Source organism: Nocardioides sp. JQ2195 (assembly GCF_012272695.1).
In the GTDB taxonomy this organism is placed as follows: Bacteria; Actinomycetota; Actinomycetes; order Propionibacteriales; family Nocardioidaceae; genus Nocardioides.
The window spans coordinates 1-18,727 of sequence record NZ_CP050902.1; the positions used below are offsets into that span (position 1 = coordinate 1).

Sequence of the window (18,727 nt, forward strand, 5' to 3'; positions counted from 1 at the left end):
GCAAGTGATGAACGGGGAACCACTGGTGGACAACGGCGACGGGCAGCAGGACCAGCCCACCCTGCACGACGTGTGGCGGGCCCTGGTCAACGACCTGCAACCCAACCAACGCGCTTGGTTGCGCTCGAGTGAACCGGTCACCCTCCACGAGCAGACCGCGATCATCGCGGTCCCCAACGACTTCACCCGGGGGCAGCTCGAGGGGCGGCTGCGCACCCGCCTGGAGGACTCGCTCACCGAGGCACTCGGGCACCACGTGCGCATCGCCGTCACGGTTGACCCCCAGCTCGACGACGGTCGTCTGGAGTCCGTGACGGACGACGGCGCCGCGTCCGACCGGGTGCGCGACCACAGCAGCGACCGGGCCGGTGAGCGGCTCGCAGGGACCGATCTCGACCGACCGAGCCACCCCGAGCCGGATGGCGCCGTGCCGGACTCCGAGCAGTACATGTCGACAAGTGTCTTTGGCGACATGTCGACAAATCGCCAGGCGCCCCCCAGTGCGCTCGAGACCCGCCTCAACCCGAAGTACACCTTCGAGACGTTCGTCATCGGTTCCTCCAACCGGTTCCCGCACGCGGCGGCGGTGGCCGTCGCCGAGGCGCCGGGCAAGGCCTACAACCCACTCCTGGTCTACGGCGACTCCGGACTCGGCAAGACCCACCTGCTGCACGCCATCGGCCACTACGTCAGATCGCTCTACCGCGGGGCCAAGGTCCGCTACGTCTCCAGCGAAGAGTTCACCAACGAGTTCATCAACGCGATCAAGGACAAGCGGCCCGAGACCTTCCAGCGTCGCTACCGCGAGGTCGACGTACTCCTGATCGACGACATCCAGTTCCTCGAGGGCAAGACCCAGACCCAGGAGGAGTTCTTCCACACCTTCAACGCGCTGCACAACGCCAACAAGCAGATCGTGCTGACCTCCGACCGCGCACCCAAGCGGCTCGAGGCCCTCGAGGACCGCCTGCGCAGCCGCTTCGAGTGGGGCCTGATCACCGACGTGCAGCCGCCCGACCTCGAGACCCGCATCGCGATCCTCCGCAAGAAGGCCGCGATCGAGCGGATGACCGCCCCGCCCGAGGTGCTCGAGTTCATCGCCAGCAAGATCCAGACCAACATCCGCGAGCTCGAGGGCGCGCTGATCCGGGTCACCGCGTTCGCCAGCCTCAACCGGCAGGAGGTCGACCTGACCCTGGCCGAGATCGTGCTCAAGGACCTCATCCCCGAGGGCGGGGAGCCGGAGATCACCGCGGCCGCGATCATCGCCCAGACCGCCGCCTACTTCGGTGTCTCCATCGAGGACCTCACCGGCCCCAGCCGCAGCCGGCACCTGGTCACCGGGCGCCAGATCGCGATGTACCTGTGTCGCGAGCTGACCTCGCTCTCGCTGCCCAAGATCGGCGCCCAGTTCGGCGGACGCGACCACACCACCGTCATGTACGCCGACCGGAAGATCAACCAGCTGCTCGCCGAGCGGCGCCAGGTGTTCAACCAGGTCAGCGAGCTGACCAACCGGATCAAGATGCAGGCCCGGCAGAGCTGACCGGTCCCCGGCCCAAGCACACGTCCACCTGTGGACAACCGGCCCCCGACCCTGCGAATCACAAATGAGTCGTTTGTGGACGAGCCCTGCACACCGTCGTGGAGAAGACCTCGACTCCACAGGGCTTCGGGATTCGTCCGGCGTCGATCCACACCCCCTGTGCACGGGAAATCGGCACCTGACCAGCCACAACACCGGTTCTCCACAATTTCCACCGCACCTACGACAACGATGAGACCTACAGATGGATCCGATGCCCGTGAACTTCCTGTGGGCACTCCGGCTGGGGAGAACCCAAGGTGCCACTGCCACGGCGACCGTCGTCATGGCAGGATGCTCAGTCCAGACTTGAAACCACCAGACTCGAACCCACCAGACTCGAACCCACCAGACTCGCAACCACCAGACTGGTCATTCCACACGGAGGCAGAAGAACCGTGAAGTTCCGCGTCGAGCGCGATGCTCTCGCCGATGCCGTGGCCTGGGCTGCTCGCAGCCTCCCGGTCCGGCCCAGCGTCCCTGTCCTCGCCGGCCTCCTGATCGAGGCCGGGCAAGAGGGCCTCGTGCTCTCGACCTTCGACTACGAGACGTCGGCGCGCGCCACGCTCCAGGCCGACGTCGCCGACGAGGGAACAGCCCTGGTCAGCGGTCGCCTGCTGGCCGACATCTGCCGCAGCCTGCCCAACAAGCCCGTCGAGATGACCATCGACGGCGCCCGGGTCTCGTTGACCTGTGGTTCTGCTCGCTTCAGCCTCCAGACGATGCCGGTCGCCGACTACCCGGCCCTGCCCGACATGCCGGCCGCGACGGGCACCGTGCAGAGCGACGTCTTCGCCCACGCGGTCGCCCAGGCGGTCACTGCGGCCGGCCGTGACGACATGCTTCCGGTGCTCACCGGCGTCCGCATCGAGATCGACGGCTCCAGCATCTCGCTGCTGGCCACCGACCGGTTCCGGCTGTCGCACCGCGAGCTCGGGTGGGACCCGCGGACGCCCGACGAGACCGTCGCCGCGCTGGTTCCCGCGAAGGTCCTGGCCGACACCGCCAAGTCGCTCACCTCGGGCAGCGAGGTCACCATCGCGCTGGCCGCCAGCGGCTCCGGTGACGGCATCATCGGCTTCGAGGGCGCCGCACCGGGCGGCGTACGCCGAACCACCACCCGCCTGCTCGACGGCGAGTTCCCCAAGGTGCGCAGCCTGTTCCCCAACGAGAACCTCACCACCGCGACCGTCGACAAGGCGGCCCTGGTCGAGTCCGTCAAGCGCGTGGCCCTGGTCGCCGAGCGCAACACCGCCGTGCAGCTCGCCTTCAGCGACGGTGTGGTCACCCTCGACGCCGGGTCGGGCGACGAGGCCCAGGCCAGCGAGTCGATCGAGGCCACCATCGAGGGGGAGGGCCTGACCACCGGCTTCAACCCGCAGTTCCTGCTCGACGGCCTCACCGCCATCGAGGAGCCGGTCGTCCAGCTCGCCTTCACCCAGGCCTCCAAGCCCGTGGTGATGAGCGGCACGTCGGGCGACGGCGTGGCCGGAGGCGCCAGCGGCTTCCGCTACCTCCTGATGCCGCGCCGGTTGCTTTCCTGACGCGCGGTCCCGGAGCAGACTGAACGGAGCAGACTGGAAGCTGTCGCGCAGGCACCATCGACCGAACTGAGGAGAAGACATGGACATCGGACTCATCGGACTCGGCAAGATGGGTGGCAACATGCGCGAGCGGTTGCGCAACGGCGGCCACACCGTGGTCGGCTATGACCGCAACCCCGAGGTCAGCGACGTCGCGTCCCTCGAGGAGCTCGTCGACAAGCTCCCCTCCCCCAAGGTCGTGTGGGTGATGGTCCCCTCCGGTGACCCGACCCGCGAGACCGTCACAGCGCTCGGCGACCTCCTCGGCAAGGGCGACGTGGTCGTCGACGGCGGCAACTCCCGCTGGACCGACGACCTGGCCCACGCGGAGATGCTCGCCAAGAAGGACGTCGGCTACGTCGACTGCGGCGTCTCCGGCGGTGTGTGGGGCCTGGAGAACGGCTACGCGCTGATGTACGGCGGCTCCGAGGACGACGTCGCCAAGGTGCAGCCGGCCTTCGACGCGCTCAAGCCCGAGGGCGAGTTCGGCTCCGTGCACGCCGGCAAGGTCGGTGCCGGCCACTTCTCCAAGATGGTCCACAACGGCATCGAGTACGCGATCATGCAGGCGTATGCCGAGGGGTGGGAGCTGCTCGAGAAGGTCGACCTGACCGACAACGTCACCGAGGTGTTCCGTTCCTGGCGCGAGGGCACGGTGATCCGGTCGTGGCTGCTCGACCTCCTGGTCGCCGCCCTGGACGACGAGCCCGGTCTCGAGGGGATCGCGGGCTACGCGGAGGACTCCGGCGAGGGTCGCTGGACCGTCGAGGCCGGCATCGAGAACGCGGTCGCCACCCCGGCGATCACGGCAGCCCTCTTCGCCCGATTCGTCTCCCGCCAGGACGACTCCCCCGCGATGAAGGCGGTCGCCGCGATGCGCAACCAGTTCGGTGGCCACGCGATGAAGACCGAGGCGCCCAAGGGCGGCGATGCGGCCGGCGAGTCCGGCCCGGCACAGTCCGGTGCGGCGAAGGAGTCCGGATCCGGCGACCAGTCGCGCCCAGCGGAGAGCTAGTCCCGAGTTGCACGTTGCCCACCTGAGCCTGCACAACTTCCGTTCGTACGCCGACATTGACGTCGCCCTCGAGCCGGGAGTGTGCGCCTTCGTCGGACGAAACGGGCAGGGCAAGACCAACCTGGTCGAGGCGATCGACTACCTGTCCCGACTGTCGTCCCACCGGGTGGCCAGCGACGCACCGATGATCCGTGCGGGTGCCGAGCGCGCGATCGTGCGGGCGAGCGTGGTGCGCGACGGCCGGACCGCGGTGCTCGAGGTGCAGATGAATCCCGGCAAGGCCAACCAGGCCCGGGTCAACCGCTCACCGCTCCCCCGGGCCAGGGAGATCGTCGGCCTGGTCCGCACCGTGGTGTTCTCCCCCGAGGACCTGACCCTGGTGAAGGGGGATCCGTCCGACCGGCGCAAGTTCCTCGACGACCTGATGATGCTGCGCACTCCCCGGCTGGCCGGGCTGAAGGCCGACTACGACCGAGTGCTCAAGCAGCGCAACACCTTGTTGAAGACGGCCGGAAACGCGCGACGGGGATCCGCCTCGCAGGAGGGGGCCCTGGACACGCTGGTGGTGTGGGACGAGCACCTCGCCCGCCTCGGCGCCGAGCTGCTGGTCGAGCGGATCCGCCTCGTCGACGCACTGCGGCCCTACCTCGGCAAGGCCTACCAGACGGTGGCGCGCGGCGCCTCCCGCGACGATGCCGACCTGGCCCACAAGCCGTCGTTCGACCTCTCCGACGCCATCGTCGAGCACGCCGCGATCGAGGCAGCCCTGCTCGCCGAGATCGAACGCCGTCGCAAGGACGAGCTCGACCGGGGCATCTCGTTGGTCGGTCCGCACCGCGACGAACTGGTGCTGAGCCTGGGATCGACCGAAGCCAGGCTGCCGGTGAAGGGATATGCGTCCCACGGGGAGTCGTGGTCCTTCGCCCTCGCGCTGAAGCTGGCGTCGTACGACCTGCTGCGCAGTGACGGCGACGACCCGATCCTGATCCTCGACGACGTCTTCGCCGAGCTCGACACGCAGCGCCGGGCGCAGCTCGCCGAGCTGGTGAGCGGGGCTGAGCAGGTGCTGGTCACCGCCGCGGTGCCCGAGGACGTGCCGGCGGCGCTGGCCGGGGTGCGCTACCGGGTCGGCGACGGTGCGGTCACGCGTGAGGAGGATGGTTCCCCGTGAAACCACGCGACGACGAGCCCGAGATGCCGTTGCCGGGGATCTTCGAACCGACGGCCGACAGCGGTGGCGAGAGCCCCGACGAGAGCGCGGACGAGGACCACCTCGACGACGAGGCCGCAGCGCCCGAGGCGCCGACGCCCGAGTCCGACTTCTGGGTCGCGGACGAGCACGACGACAACGGCCTCGACCTGGCCCGTTCCATCGCCAGGTCGATCGCCGGATCCGCGGTGGCCCCCGCGCGCTCGATGCGGAAGAAGCGTCGCCGCGACCCGAGCACCGGGTTGCCGCGCGGCCAACGGCTCAAGACCTCCGGCGCCCACCCCGACGAGCGGGACCCGCAGACGCTCGACATCACCCTGGGCCGGCTGGTCTCCGACCACGGCTGGGCCCTGGACCTGAAGGTGCACGGGGTCTTCGGTCGGTGGGCGGCCATCGTCGGCGACGAGGTCGCCCAGCACTGCACCCCCACGTCGTACGCCGACGGGCGGCTCACCGTGCGCACCGACTCGACCGCGTGGGCCACCCAGCTCCGCCTGTTGGCGCCGAACCTGGTCCGACGGCTCAACGAGGAGCTCGGCCACGGCTCGGTGCTGGTGATCGAGGTCGAGGGGCCCAACCTTCCCTCGTGGAAGAAGGGGCGCCTCGGGGTGCGTGACGGTCGCGGGCCCCGCGACACCTACGGCTGACACGGCGCCGCTCGTGGCCGGGCGATCCGCCGAAATGCCGATCTGGGACCCCGTCAGACGTATGGGGACCTGTCCGACCCCCTCGCAGGACGTCGGAGAGGCCCTGCAGAGCCGGGAAATGGGCCATTTAATCCACAGTTCCCCCATTTCCGGGCCGCAGGGCGTGGAATCCGGGCTTCCGACGGGTAACATGGCAGATGGGTCGCGCGCTCCAGAAGCAGCGACCTTCTGCATGTCGGAGACGAACAGAAGAGGTAGCGCGTGCCGGACAACGACGAGGTCACCGAGACCAACGAGGCTTCGCCCTCCACCACGTCAGAGGAGACCGCGCCGGTGTCGGGCGTCTCCCACGACATCGTCAACACCGCGCCCGACGAGGGTTCGACGTACGACGCCTCCGCGATCACCGTGCTCGAGGGCCTCGAGGCGGTGCGCAAGCGTCCCGGCATGTACATCGGCTCCACCGGCGAGCGCGGACTGCACCACCTGATCTGGGAGATCGTGGACAACGCGGTCGACGAGTCGCTGGCCGGCTACTGCACGAGGATCGTGCTGACCCTCCAGGCCGACGGCGGCATCCGGGTCGACGACAACGGCCGTGGCATCCCGACCGACACGGCTCCCGGCCAGGAGCTGCCCGCGGCGACGATGGCGCTGACCATGCTCCACGCCGGCGGCAAGTTCGGTGGCGGCGGCTACAAGGTCTCCGGCGGCCTGCACGGCGTCGGCGTCTCCGTGGTGAACGCGCTGTCGTCGCGCCTGGTGCTGAACGTCAAGAACCGCGGCCGGCTCTGGGAGCAGACCTTCCAGCTCGGCGTACCCGACTTCGACCTGCGTGAGGTCCGCGAGCTCGAGGACGGCGAGGAGACCGGCACCACGGTCACCTACTACGCCTCCGACGAGATCTTCGAGACGACGCAGTACTCCCTCGAGACGATCACCAACCGCATCCGCGAGATGGCCTTCCTCAACAAGGGCCTGGAGATGGTGGTGCGCGACGAGCGTCCCTCGGCCGCCGACGTGGCCGAAGCCGTCGCCGACGACACGGTGAGCAACGACGTCGACCAGTCCGGCCACGACGCGATCAAGCCGAAGGAGGGTGGCGGCATCGAGCAGGTCTTCAAGTACGACCGTGGCCTGGTCGACTACGTCGAGCACCTCAACCGTCGCAAGGACAAGGCCAACCCGACCGTCATCTCCTTCGAGGCCGAGTCCCCCGACAACGCCGCGACGCACATGTCGCTCGAGATGGCGATGCAGTGGAACACCACCTACACCGAGTCGGTGCACACCTTCGCCAACAACATCAACACCCACGAGGGCGGCACCCACGAAGAAGGCTTCCGCGCCTCGCTGACCTCGCTGGTCAACCACTGGGGCGAGGAGTGGGGCCTGATCAAGAAGCGCGAGGACCGGGTCTCGGGTGACGACATCCGCGAGGGCCTGACCGCGATCATCTCGATCAAGCTCGGCGAGCCCCAGTTCGAGGGCCAGACCAAGACCAAGCTCGGCAACACCGAGGCCAAGGGGTTCGTGCAGCGCACGGTCAACGAGGAGCTCGGCGCCTGGCTCGAGCAGAACCCGGCCGAGGGTCGCGACATCGTCCGCAAGGCCCAGGCCGCGGCCTCGGCGCGGGTCGCCGCCCGCAAGGCCCGCGACCTGGCGCGCGGACGCAAGGGCCTGCTCGGCGGCGGTGGCCTGCCCGGCAAGCTGGCCGACTGCCAGTCGACCAACCCCACCGAGTGCGAGGTCTTCATCGTCGAGGGTGACTCCGCCGGCGGCTCGGCGAAGCAGGGCCGCGACCCGCGGATCCAGGCGATCCTGCCGATCCGCGGAAAGATCCTCAACGTGGAGAAGGCCCGCATCGACAAGGTGTTGGCCAACACCGAGGTCCAGGCGATCATCTCCGCGCTCGGCACCGGCATCCACGAGGAGTTCAACCTCGAGAAGCTGCGCTACCACAAGATCGTGCTGATGGCCGACGCCGACGTCGACGGCCACCACATCAACACGCTGCTGCTGACCCTGCTGTTCCGGTTCATGAAGCCGCTCATCGAGCACGGCTACGTCTACATGGCGCAGCCCCCGCTCTACCGACTGCGGTGGAACAAGCCGGCCGAGCACGAGTTCGTCTACTCCGACGCCGAGCGTGACGCCCTGATGAAGGACGGCCTGGCCGCGGGCAGGAAGCTGCCCAAGGAGAACCCGGTCCAGCGCTACAAGGGTCTCGGTGAGATGAACGCGGACGAGCTCTGGGAGACCACGATGGACCCCGACCAGCGGCTGATGCTCCAGGTGACCCTGGACGACGCGGCCCAGGCCGACGAGATCTTCTCGATCCTGATGGGCGAGGACGTCGAGCAGCGACGATCCTTCATCCAGCGCAACGCAAAAGACGTCCGATTCCTCGACATCTGATGAGCGCCGCGATGCACGCACCTCGCGACGCTCATTGATCGTCGAGTATCACGGAATCTAAGGCCAACACTAGATAGCACGAGAGAGATCAATCGTGACTGAGACACCGATCCACGGCGGCGGCAACGACGGCGGCCGGATCCAGCCGATCGAGCTGCAGACGTCGATGCAGCGCTCCTACATCGACTACGCGATGGCGGTCATCGTCGGCCGCGCGCTGCCCGACGTACGCGATGGCCTGAAGCCGGTGCACCGCCGCGTGCTCTATGCGATGTACGACGGGGGCTACCGGCCCGACCGCGGGTTCAGCAAGTGCTCGCGCGTCGTCGGTGACGTCATGGGTCAGTACCACCCCCACGGCGACTCGGCGATCTACGACACCCTGGTCCGCCTCGCGCAGCCGTGGGTGATGCGCGCGCCGCTGATCCTCGGCCAGGGCAACTTCGGCTCGCCGGGCAACGACCCCGCGGCCGCCATGCGGTACACCGAGTGCAAGATGGCGCCGCTGGCCATGGAGATGGTCCGCGACATCGACGAGGAGACCGTCGACTTCCAGCCCAACTACGACGGCCGCTCCTCCGAGCCGACGATCCTGCCGTCGCGGTTCCCCAACCTGCTGGTCAACGGATCGGCCGGCATCGCGGTCGGCATGGCCACCAACATCCCGCCGCACAACCTCATCGAGGTCGCCGAGGGCGCCACCTGGGCGCTCGAGCACCCCGACGCCAGCAAGGAAGAGCTCCAGGACGCACTGCTCGAGCGGATCAAGGGCCCCGACTTCCCCAACGGCGCGCTGATCGTGGGCCGCCAGGGCATCGAGCAGGCCTACCGCACCGGTCGCGGCTCGATCACCCAGCGCGCGGTGATCGAGATCGACGAGGACGCGAAGGGTCGCACCTGCCTGGTCATCAAGGAGTTGCCCTACATGGTCAACCCCGACAACCTGGCGCTCAAGATCGCCGAGCTGGCCGACTCGGGCAAGGTGCAGGGCATCTCCGACGTCCGCGACGACACGTCCTCGCGCACCGGCCAGAGCCTGGTCGTCGTGCTGCGCCGCGACGCCGTGGCCCGCGTGGTGCTCAACAACCTGCTCAAGCACACCGAGCTGCAGACCAACTTCAGCGCCAACATGCTGGCCCTGGTCGACGGCGTGCCGCGCACGCTGAGCATCGACGCGTTCATCAGCAACTGGGTGACCCACCAGGTCGAGGTCATCCAGCGGCGCACGAAATACCGCCTGCGCAAGGCCGAGGAGGCCGCGCACATCTACCGCGGCCTCGGCAAGGCGCTCGACGCGCTCGACGAGGTCATCGCGTTGATCCGCCGCTCCCCCGACGTCGACGAGGCCCGCACCGGCCTGATGGCGCTGCTCGACATCGACGAGATCCAGGCCCAGGCCATCCTCGACATGCAGCTGCGTCGCCTGGCCGCCCTCGAGCGCCAGAAGATCCTCGACCGGTTGGCCGAGCTCGAGCGCGAGATCGCCGACCTCAAGGACATCCTCGCCGACGAGGGCCGTCAGCGCCGGATCATCGCCGAGGAGCTGGCCGAGATCGTCGAGAAGTACGGCACCGCCCGTCGCTCGCAGATCATCGCCGCCGACGGCGACCTGTCGATGGAAGACCTGATCCCCGACGAGGACCTGGTCGTCTCGATCACCCGCGGTGGCTACGCCAAGCGCACCCGCGCCGACCAGTACCGCACCCAGAAGCGCGGCGGCAAGGGCGTCCGCGGTGCCTCCCTGCGCGGCGACGACGTGGTCGAGCACTTCATCGCGACGTCCAACCACCACTGGTTGCTGTTCTTCACCACGGCCGGCCGGGTCTACCGCACCAAGGCCTACAACCTCCCGGAGGCCTCCCGTGACGCCAAGGGCGGGCACGTGGCCGGGCTGCTGTCGTTCCAGCCGGACGAGAAGATCGCCCAAGTGCTGGCGATCCGCGACTACGACCAGGCGCCGTACCTCGTCCTGGCCACCCGCAACGGCCTGGTCAAGAAGACCCGGCTGGGTGACTACAACAGCCCGCGCCAGGCCGGCGTCATCGCGATCAACTTCCGCGAGGACGACGATGAGCTGATCGGCGCCGAGCTGGTCAACAGCGAGGACCACATCCTGCTGGTCTCCCGCAAGGGCCAGGCGATCCGCTTCCCGGCCGACGACAGCCAGCTGCGGCCGATGGGTCGCGCCACCTCCGGTGTGTCGGGGATGAAGTTCCGCGACGGCGACTCGATGTTGTCGATGTCGGTGATCCGGGCCGCCCAGCTCGAGGCCGAGGCCGAGGCCGGGATCGACGAGGAGGGTGCTGAGGCCGCCGAGGCGATCGAGGCGGCGGAAGAGGCGATGGCTGCGGCTCCGGGGCAGTACTTCGGGGTCCGTCCGCAGTACGTCTTCACGATCACCGAGGTCGGCTTCGCCAAGCGCACCCGCATCACCGAGTACCGCCTGCAGTCCCGTGGCGGCCTGGGGATCAAGGCGATGAAGCTCTCCGACGACGACCGCGGCAGCCTGGTCGGCGCCTTCATCGTGGAGGAGGGCGACGAGATCCTGTGCATCACGGCCAGTGGTCAGGTGGTCCGCTCCCCCATCAACGAGAACTTCCGCTCCACCGGTCGCTCCACGATGGGCGTCCGGTTCGTCACGCCGAAGAAGAACGACACGGTGGCCGTCGTCGCCCGCTCCGTCGAGTCGAAGGAGGAGGCCGAGCTGGGTGCGGACCCGGAGGCCGAACCGGGCGCCGAGGGTGAGGTCGAGCAGGGGGTCGACCAGGGGGACGAGTCCGCGGTCGAGCCGGGTGGTGAGTCCGTCGTCGAGCCCACCGAGTCCGTCGACGAGTCGGCTGACGCGGTCGAGGGTGCAACAATCGAGGATCCGAGCGAGTCCGCACCCGATTCCGAGTCCACCTCTGGGGAGGATGACTGATGGCTGAGACCTCCAAGACGACCTTGGGGACGCGCATCTCCACGGCGATCTCGTCTGCCAAGGACGAGATGCACGCCAGCGCCAACCCGGACTCCTCCAAGGCTGCCGACCAGGCCGCCAGGACGTCGGGCGGCCGTCGACCGCGTCGTGCCCGGTTGCGACTGACTCGCGTCGACCCGTGGTCGGTGATGAAGACCGCGTTCCTGCTGTCGGTGGCCTTCGGCATCGTCACGGTGGTGGCCGTGACGATCGTCTGGGGCGTGCTCGGCATGGCCGGCGTCTGGGACTCGGTCAACCAGATGGTCGAGACCGTGGTCGGCACCAGCGAGTCCGAGAGCACCTTCGACGTGACCAGCTACCTGGGCATGTCACGGGTGCTGGGCTTCACCATGCTGGTGGCGGTGATCGACGTCGTGCTCCTCACCGCGATGGCCACCCTGGGTGCCTTCCTCTACAACATGGCCGCCGCGTTGTTGGGCGGCATCGAGGTCACCCTGGCCGAGGACGAGGGCTGATCGACCCACCCGGCTGACGGTGGTTGGTTGAGGCTCTGTTGACGGTGGTTGAGGAGCGAGCGCCAGCGAGCGTCTCGAAACCACCACCCCGCACAAACCCCGGTGGTTGAGGAGACGAGGAACAAGCCGCTCCCCGGTGGTTGAGGAGGGAGCGCCAGCGACTGTCTCGAAACCACCCCCCACCCCGTTTTGTCCGCGGGCGCACCGCTGGGGTAATCTTCCTCGTCGGTTGACCGTGGTCGACCGAAGCAGCACGGGCCTATAGCTCAGACGGTTAGAGCGCTTCCCTGATAAGGAAGAGGTCACAGGTTCAAGTCCTGTTAGGCCCACCATCATCACCCGCCGTACATCGAAGGGGAACGATCCATGAAGAAGCTCATCCTCCTCGCGCTCGCCGCCGGCGGCGCCGTCTTCGCGAAGAAGAAGATGGACGAGTCCAAGAACGAGCAGGCCCTCTGGGCCTCCGCCACGGACAACGTCAACAAGTCCTGATTTCTTCGTCCGGTGGTTGAGGAGGCGAGGAACGAGCCGTCTCGAAACCACAACCCGGTGGTTGAGAAGGTCGCGCAGCGACCATCTCGAAACCGCCACACGGGGCCTTGGCGCAATTGGTAGCGCACCTGCTTTGCAAGCAGGGGGTTAGGGGTTCGAGTCCCCTAGGCTCCACTCAGCTCGGTTGTCGAGCCTGTCGAGACACCGCAGGTCATCCTGCGGTTTCTTCCATTTCGGTCCTGGGCGTTCATTTGGACAGGAAGTTCACCGAGTTGACCCGGCGAGCAGGCGGGACTGCGCCCGAGGTGGGGCGAACGTCCTGCTCAAATGAACGGGGTGGCCAGGCCGTCGTACGCACTGGTGAGCCCAGGGCGGGCGCCGGCCTGAGGCTCATCGTCAGAGGTTGACGGTGATCTCGGCGTCCTTGCGCAGGGACGTGACCAGGTCGCGGGCGGTCTTGCCCTGCTCGGTGGTCTTCGCCTGCTGGACGAGCTGGGGCCGGGCCTTGGCGAAGGACGGGATCTTCTGCTCCTGACCGCCCTTCTGGGCCGCTGCCTTCTGCTGCTTGACTGCCTGGTCGTAGATCTTGCGGAGCTCGGCGTCCGAGGGCTTGATCGGGCCGGCCTCGTCGTTGACCAGGCCCTCGATCAGCACCTGGATCCTGATCTGCTCGCGGGCGTAGTCCTCGGTGGTGCCCTGCTGCTCCAAGGCCTTCAGGAACTCGTCGACCGAGCCCATCTGGTTCTGCTCGGCCAGCCCCTCGAGTCGCTTGTCGACGTCTTCGTCGGTCGCGGAGATCTCGCGGTTCTCGGCCTCCTGCACCAGGAGCTCGGTGTCGACCAGCTGGTCCGCGGTCTGCTTCTTGATCGCGTCCTCGTCGGGCTGCTCACCGGTCATCTGGGACTGCTGGGTGGCCTGTTGCAGCGCCATCTCGTAGGTCGCGGTGAACTCGTCCTTGGTCACTTCCTCGCCGTTGACCTCGGCGACGACGTCGGGGACGTCCTCGAGGCCCGGTGCCTGGGACTGGTCACCCTGCGCAGACGACGCCTCGGATCCCTTGTCGTCGGAATCGTCGGAGTTCCCCCCGCAGGCAGCCGTGAGGGCAAGGGTTGCGGCAAGGACGACGCCGAGGAAGGGCTTGGTTCGCTTCGAGTGACTCATCTGCCCGACCCTACGGAACGACCCTGAGACCGACCTGAACGACCGGGCCGGTCGGGACGTGAGGTTGGCTACCATCTCGCCATGTGCTCACTCCGGGAACGATCCGATCGGTGAGGCCGACACGCGCTGTCGCCGTACTGCTCGCGGTGGGGCTGGCGCTCAGCGGCTGCGGCGGGAACGACGAGTCGAAGAAGGACCGGGCGGAGCCCACCCCCACCGCGATCCCGAAGGACCTGCAGCTCCCCGAGAGCAGCCCCGTGCACGACCCTCGGCGGGTGCTGGCGCTGGTTCCGGCGGACGCCGAAGTGCTCACCCTGACCGACTATGACGAGATCCGCGAACGGCTCGGCTACCCCGACCTCACCAGCGACGACCTGATGACCGATCGCACGGCGTTCTGGGAGCGCGCGGACAAGGACGCCGTGATGCTCACCGACGGCCTGCTCCGTGACCAGCACTCCCGGCTGTGGCTCGACTACGGCTTCACCCAGGACGACGTCGACTGGGAGGCTCGTTTCACCGGCCCCGACGGCTCCGGCTACGTGCTCGGCTTCCGCCCCGACCAGGACATGGGCGAGGTGGTCAAGGCGGTCAAGGACGACGTCGCACCGTTGGAGGACGCCACGGTCCTGGCGGAGCAGCACCTGGTGGTCTCCGGCATCGCCGACGAGGGCGATCCGGTGTGGGCCTCGGACCCCACCCTGATGGACCTGCCCGCGGTGGGCGCCGAGTCGTCGTACGTCCACCGGGGGTGCATCCCGGTCAACGAAGCCCTCGGCCCCGACGCCGATTTCGAGGACCAGGACGCGCTGACCAGCAAGTACGACGTCCGCGGGCTGATGCCGCTCGATGCGTTCTCGGTCAACTTCGACGACGCCACGGCCACCGCGCGCACCGACCGCGACCGGGCCGACCTGCTGGCCCGCAAGGACCTCATCGACGTCTGGCCGGAGGTCGGCTCGATCACTTGGCAGGACGGCTTCGAGGGAATGCCGGTCGCGGACCCGTCGAGCGGACGCATCGGCTGGCGGGTGCGCAACCCGGTCGCCGCCGCCAACCTGGTGCTCACCGACCACCTCCCGTTCGCGGTGTGCAACGAGATGGTGCCCCTCGACGAGCCGACCGGGCTCTGAGCCGCAAGGACCGCTCCGTAGAGTGGGCCCGTGCCCGCCAGTCCGATGCTCCGCCCGAAGTACTGGGGGTTCCATCTCCTGGCCCTGGTGCTGGTCGCCATCGCCGGTGGACTCGGCATGTGGCAGCTCAAGGCGTGGCAGCAGCACCGCACGGACGAGGCGCGTGACCTCACCAAGATCGCCCCTGAGGAGCTCGACGCCGTCATCGGCCCCGACGACCCCTTCCCGGGCCGCAAGGTCGGTCAGCCCGTGGTCGTGGAGGGCACGTGGGTCCAGGACGCCACGCTGTTCATCAGCGGCCGCGAGCACGACGGGCGTGACGGCTACTGGGTGGTGACGCCAGTGGCGGTCGGCGAGCCTGACGGGCCGGCGCTGCTCGCCGTACGTGGCTGGGTCGCGGACCCCGCCGACGCGCCGGGCACCCCCGAGGGCAGCACCGCGTTCGTCGCCCTGCTGCAGCCACCGCAGGGCACCGGACAGGTCGACGACGACCCCGCCGACGACGTACTCCCCCAGGTGCGGCTGGCCGACTACCTCCAGCACGTCGACCAGGACCTGTACGGCGCCTACGCGGTGATCACCGACGACATCCCCGACGGCGACTGGCCGCACGGCGAGACAGCGGTCAACGACGGCACCGACGGCCTGGCACCGGCCAGCATCGACCAGCTGCCCGAGGTGGGGCGCACGACTGCGATCCGCAACCTGCTCTATGCGATCGAGTGGTGGGTCTTCGGCCTGTTCGCCGGCTTCATCTGGTGGCGCTGGACCCGCGACGAGGTCGAGCGGCTGAGTGAGCCCGGCACGGCTCCGTTGGGATGACTCGTCTAGGGTCGGCCGGGTGAATGATGCTCCCTCGAACCCCACGCTGACCCGCTACCGGGTGATGGCCACCGTCGTCGGTGTCCTGCTCGTCGTGCTCATCCTGGTCGGCGTGCCGCTGAAGTACCTGCTGGACGAGGGCACCGACGCCCAGCAGTTGGGCGAGTGGATCACGAGCTACCTCGGTGTCGCCCACGGATGGCTCTACATGATCTTCCTGGTGACCGCTTTCCTGCTGGCCCGCCAGGAGCGGTGGGAGCTGGGCTTCACGATCGTCACCCTGGTCTGTGGCACCATCCCCGTGCTCAGCTTCTGGGCCGAGCACCGGGCCACCCAGCGGGCGAAGCACGAAGGGGCCCGGGCCGAGGCGTCCAGCGCCTGACCCGAGCCCCTGTCGCGGCTCCGCGTGCCTGACTACTTGTTGGAGTTCCAGGCCCGGAAGCCGGCAGCCTCTGCGGCAGCGGAGTCCGTGAACCACACCTCGGCCTTGGTCTGGGCGAACGACGGGGACTCGTCGGTGTGGAACAGCATCGAGCTGCCGTTGCCCTTCACGGTGTACGACGCGTCGGGTGCGTCGCCGTTGGCGAGCGGAGCGGCCGAGCCCGCGCCGTACGGCGCCTCGGCACTGCCGGCCGTGGTGGTGTCGGGCCGGAGGTTGACGATCTCCGCCGGGTTGTCGGGAGTGGTGTCGGCGTGCGGGGTCTCGACCGAGTCCGCGATCGCCTCACCGGGCGTGGCCGCGGCCTTGTCGTCGTCGGCCCGCTCGGCCTTCGCGCCGGCCGAGTCGGCACCAGCGGAGGCCTTGTGGGACGGTGCCGGTGCCGGCACGTAGGTCGACTGCCAGTTGTCGCCGGTCGGTCCGCTGTTGAGCTTCTTGTAGACCAGGCCACCGATGCCGGCGAGCGCACCGACGAAGAGGAACTTCTTCAGCTTGCCGCCCTTCTTCGGCTCCGGCTCGATGCCGCGCAGCTCGTTGACCTTGGCCACGGTCGCCTCGCGACCGGCCAGGGCCTTCTCGGTGGCGAGCGCCTTGCCCTCGGCCAGCAGCGGAGCAACCTTCTCACGGGCTTCCGTGGCGCGCTCGGCGGCCTTGTCCCGGGCCTCGGCGATGTAGGGGGCAGCCTTCTCGCGAGCGTCGGAGGCGCGCTCGACGGCCTTGTCCCGGGCCTCGGCGATGTAGGGAGCAGCCTTCTCACGGGCCTCCGCGGCCCGGGTGGCAGCGTCGGCGAGGTAGGGCTCGGCCTTCTCCCGGGCGTCGGCAAGCATCGGACCGGCCTTGTCACGCGCCTCCTGGAGGAGGGGGAGTGCCTTGTCCCTGGCGGACTCGAGGGCCGGTCGGATGCCCTCGGCAACCTCGGCTGCGGAATCGATCAGCGTGTTCTTCCTGCGCATACGCATCTGGGATGCCCTCCGTTGTCGGTTCGTTGTTCCGATCAAACACCAATGCCGGTAACCAGCCAACCGCTGGGTAGCCGCCACCTCCGGTCACGGGTGTTGTCCGAGCCTGCGAAGATCGTCCCGAACACCTCATCGACGAAAGGCAGTCATGGCTGACATGCAGGCAACCCTGAAGACGAACAAGGGTGACATCACGATCAACCTGTTCCCGAACCACGCCCCCGAGACGGTGGAGAACTTCGTCGGCCTCGCCGAGGGCACCAAGGAGTACAAGGACGACGCCGGTCGCTCCGGCGAGAAGTTCTACGACGGCCTGATCTTCCACCGGGTGATCGACGGCTTCATGATCCAGGGCGGCTGCCCGCTCGGCCAGGGCATCGGTGGCCCGGGCTACAAGTTCAAGGACGAGTTCCACCCCGAGCTGCAGTTCAACAAGCCCTACCTTCTGGCCATGGCCAACGCCGGCCCGGGCACCAACGGCTCGCAGTTCTTCATCACGACCACCGCGACGCCCCACCTGAACAACAAGCACACGATCTTCGGTGAGGTGGCCGACCAGTCCTCCCGCGACGTGGTCGACGCCATCGGCACCACCCCGACCGGTCGCATGGACCGCCCGGTCGAGGACGTCGTCATCAACAGCGTCGAGGTCGTCCGGTCCTGAACACTCCACCCGAGTCCTCCCTCCCCGTGTGCTACCGGCACCCGGGGAAGGAGGCCTACATCAAGTGCCAGCGCTGCGAGCGCTCGATCTGCCCTGACTGCATGGTGTCGGCGGCAGTCGGGTTCCAGTGCCCTGAGTGCGTGCAGCAGGGTGCGAAGCAGACCCGCAGCGGGCGCACGCCGTACGGCGGGCTGCGCACCGCCAATCCCGGACTCACCTCGATCGTCCTGATCGCGATCAACGCCCTCGTGTGGTTGTTCGTCGTCGCCAGCGGTGGCTACCGGGGTGAGTGGTACGACCGGCTGGCACTGATGGGGCGGGGCAAGTGCGACGCGACCGGGACAGGTGGCTACTGGAGCCACATCACCTCGGCCGCGGCCTGTCGGGCCCAGGACGCCGCCGGACGACCGAGCGAGTGGGTCGCCGGGGTCGCTGACGGGTCGTGGTGGCAGCTGGGCACCAGCATCTTCCTCCACGTCGACGTCGTGCACATCGCGTTCAACCTGCTGGCCCTGTGGATCCTCGGGCCGCAGCTCGAGCAGCTCCTCGGCCGGGCTCGTTTCCTGGCCGTCTACCTGGGCTCCGGCCTGGCCGGCTCGGCGGCGGTCTACTGGCTCACCGATCCGACCACCCAGACGCTCGGCGCCTCGGGTGCGGTCTTCGGGTTGATGGGCGCGCTGCTGATCATCGGACTGAAGGCCGGCGGCGACGTCACGCCCTTGCTGATCTGGATCGGCATCAACGTGGTGATCACCTTCGTGGGTGCCAACATCTCCTGGCAGGGCCACGCCGGTGGCTTCGTGGGCGGCGTCCTGCTCGCCGGGGTGCTGGCCTACGCCCCACGTCAGCGGCGCGCGACCTGGCAGGCCCTCGGGGTCAGTGCCGTGATGGGCGTCGTCGTCCTCATGTTCGTGCTGCGCACCCTGTCGCTCACCTGAGCCCGACCCGTCGTCAGTTCTGCCGACCTGTCGCCAGCTCTGCCGACCTGCCGACCTGCCGACGTACGACGTCGTTGAGCGCTCCGAAACGGACCATTTCTGGGATGAAAGTGGTCCGTTTCGGAGCGCTCAGGCGGGGGCGCGCCGCGTTCTGGCGCTCGAGCGTAGGAGGACATCGCGTGGCAACGGGGAGCGGAATCGGGCCCGGGGCGAGTTATGCACACTG

The 18,727-nt window shown here is 68.4% G+C and carries 16 protein-coding genes and 2 tRNA genes; 16 read left to right on the top strand and 2 right to left on the bottom strand.

What is annotated here, in order from left to right; genetic code table 11:
• Positions 1-7: 7 nt before the first annotated feature.
• The 11 genes from dnaA (at position 8) to ncot_RS00050 (ending at position 12,559) form a co-directional block, all read left to right on the top strand.
• Complete coding sequence (gene dnaA / locus ncot_RS00005; RefSeq protein ID WP_168619080.1) at positions 8-1,546, top strand: chromosomal replication initiator protein DnaA; 1,539 nt, start codon at positions 8-10, stop codon at positions 1,544-1,546.
• Positions 1,547-1,983: 437 nt separating this feature from the next.
• Positions 1,984-3,129 (top strand): DNA polymerase III subunit beta, encoded by a 1,146-nt coding sequence (gene dnaN / locus ncot_RS00010; RefSeq protein ID WP_168615752.1) that lies wholly within the window; start codon positions 1,984-1,986, stop codon positions 3,127-3,129.
• A 79-nt stretch (positions 3,130-3,208) separates the two neighbouring features.
• Positions 3,209-4,183, top strand: a complete 975-nt coding sequence (gene gnd / locus ncot_RS00015; RefSeq protein WP_168615753.1) for a phosphogluconate dehydrogenase (NAD(+)-dependent, decarboxylating) — start codon at positions 3,209-3,211, stop codon at positions 4,181-4,183.
• Positions 4,184-4,190: 7 nt separating this feature from the next.
• Complete coding sequence (gene recF, locus ncot_RS00020) at positions 4,191-5,354, top strand: DNA replication/repair protein RecF (RefSeq protein WP_168615754.1); 1,164 nt, start codon at positions 4,191-4,193, stop codon at positions 5,352-5,354.
• Complete coding sequence (locus tag ncot_RS00025; protein WP_240937989.1) at positions 5,351-6,040, top strand: DciA family protein; 690 nt, start codon at positions 5,351-5,353, stop codon at positions 6,038-6,040. The genes recF and ncot_RS00025 overlap by 4 nt, the downstream gene beginning before the upstream one ends.
• Positions 6,041-6,373: 333 nt before the next feature.
• On the top strand, positions 6,374-8,458 hold the full coding sequence (gene gyrB / locus ncot_RS00030; protein WP_168619082.1) for a DNA topoisomerase (ATP-hydrolyzing) subunit B: 2,085 nt from the start codon (positions 6,374-6,376) through the stop codon (positions 8,456-8,458).
• Between the two features lie 94 nt (positions 8,459-8,552).
• Complete coding sequence (gyrA, locus tag ncot_RS00035) at positions 8,553-11,378, top strand: DNA gyrase subunit A (protein WP_168615755.1); 2,826 nt, start codon at positions 8,553-8,555, stop codon at positions 11,376-11,378.
• Positions 11,378-11,893, top strand: coding sequence for a DUF3566 domain-containing protein (locus ncot_RS00040; protein ID WP_168615756.1), 516 nt, complete (start codon positions 11,378-11,380; stop codon positions 11,891-11,893). The genes gyrA and ncot_RS00040 overlap by 1 nt, the downstream gene beginning before the upstream one ends.
• A 255-nt stretch (positions 11,894-12,148) precedes the next feature.
• Positions 12,149-12,225 (top strand) — tRNA-Ile (locus ncot_RS00045).
• A 34-nt stretch (positions 12,226-12,259) separates the two neighbouring features.
• A complete protein-coding gene (locus ncot_RS19550; RefSeq protein WP_240937990.1) occupies positions 12,260-12,385 on the top strand; it encodes a DLW-39 family protein in 126 nt (41 codons plus the stop codon).
• 101 nt (positions 12,386-12,486) lie between these two features.
• A tRNA-Ala gene (locus ncot_RS00050) sits at positions 12,487-12,559 on the top strand.
• Between the two features lie 222 nt (positions 12,560-12,781).
• Here the strand turns inward: ncot_RS00050 and ncot_RS00055 are convergent.
• Positions 12,782-13,546 carry a SurA N-terminal domain-containing protein gene (locus tag ncot_RS00055; RefSeq protein WP_168615757.1) on the bottom strand — a complete coding sequence of 255 codons (765 nt, stop codon included), beginning with the start codon at positions 13,544-13,546 and terminating at the stop codon, positions 12,782-12,784.
• A gap of 110 nt (positions 13,547-13,656) precedes the next feature.
• Here ncot_RS00055 and ncot_RS00060 point away from each other — a divergent pair, with 110 nt between their 5' ends.
• The 3 genes from ncot_RS00060 to ncot_RS00070 are packed head-to-tail and all read left to right on the top strand — an operon-like array spanning position 13,657 to position 15,883.
• Complete coding sequence (locus ncot_RS00060; RefSeq protein ID WP_168615758.1) at positions 13,657-14,679, top strand: hypothetical protein; 1,023 nt, start codon at positions 13,657-13,659, stop codon at positions 14,677-14,679.
• A 30-nt stretch (positions 14,680-14,709) separates the two neighbouring features.
• Positions 14,710-15,501 (top strand): SURF1 family protein, encoded by a 792-nt coding sequence (locus ncot_RS00065; RefSeq protein ID WP_168615759.1) that lies wholly within the window; start codon positions 14,710-14,712, stop codon positions 15,499-15,501.
• A gap of 19 nt (positions 15,502-15,520) precedes the next feature.
• Positions 15,521-15,883 (top strand): DUF3817 domain-containing protein, encoded by a 363-nt coding sequence (locus ncot_RS00070; RefSeq protein ID WP_240937991.1) that lies wholly within the window; start codon positions 15,521-15,523, stop codon positions 15,881-15,883.
• A gap of 32 nt (positions 15,884-15,915) precedes the next feature.
• Here the strand turns inward: ncot_RS00070 and ncot_RS00075 are convergent, their stop codons facing one another.
• Positions 15,916-16,899: a hypothetical protein gene (locus tag ncot_RS00075; protein WP_168615760.1), complete on the bottom strand. Its 984-nt coding sequence runs from the start codon at positions 16,897-16,899 to the stop codon at positions 15,916-15,918.
• 148 nt (positions 16,900-17,047) lie between these two features.
• Between ncot_RS00075 and ncot_RS00080 the strand changes: the two genes are divergently transcribed.
• Together ncot_RS00080 and ncot_RS00085 are read left to right on the top strand one after the other, a co-directional pair.
• On the top strand, positions 17,048-17,563 hold the full coding sequence (locus ncot_RS00080; RefSeq protein ID WP_168615761.1) for a peptidylprolyl isomerase: 516 nt from the start codon (positions 17,048-17,050) through the stop codon (positions 17,561-17,563).
• 140 nt (positions 17,564-17,703) lie between these two features.
• Complete coding sequence (locus ncot_RS00085) at positions 17,704-18,501, top strand: rhomboid family intramembrane serine protease (protein ID WP_240937992.1); 798 nt, start codon at positions 17,704-17,706, stop codon at positions 18,499-18,501.
• The last annotated feature ends 226 nt before the right edge of the window (positions 18,502-18,727 follow it).

Excerpts from the sequence above, each read along its gene's own strand:
- dnaA (WP_168619080.1), top strand. The coding sequence starts at position 8 with ATGAACGGGGAACCACTGGTGGACAACGGCGACGGGCAGCAGGACCAG.
- gnd (WP_168615753.1), top strand. The coding sequence starts at position 3,209 with ATGGACATCGGACTCATCGGACTCGGCAAGATGGGTGGCAACATGCGC.
- ncot_RS00040 (WP_168615756.1), top strand. The coding sequence starts at position 11,378 with ATGGCTGAGACCTCCAAGACGACCTTGGGGACGCGCATCTCCACGGCG.
- ncot_RS19550 (WP_240937990.1), top strand. The coding sequence starts at position 12,260 with ATGAAGAAGCTCATCCTCCTCGCGCTCGCCGCCGGCGGCGCCGTCTTC.
- ncot_RS00055 (WP_168615757.1), bottom strand. The coding sequence starts at position 13,546 with ATGAGTCACTCGAAGCGAACCAAGCCCTTCCTCGGCGTCGTCCTTGCC.
- ncot_RS00075 (WP_168615760.1), bottom strand. The coding sequence starts at position 16,899 with ATGCGTATGCGCAGGAAGAACACGCTGATCGATTCCGCAGCCGAGGTT.
- ncot_RS00080 (WP_168615761.1), top strand. The coding sequence starts at position 17,048 with ATGGCTGACATGCAGGCAACCCTGAAGACGAACAAGGGTGACATCACG.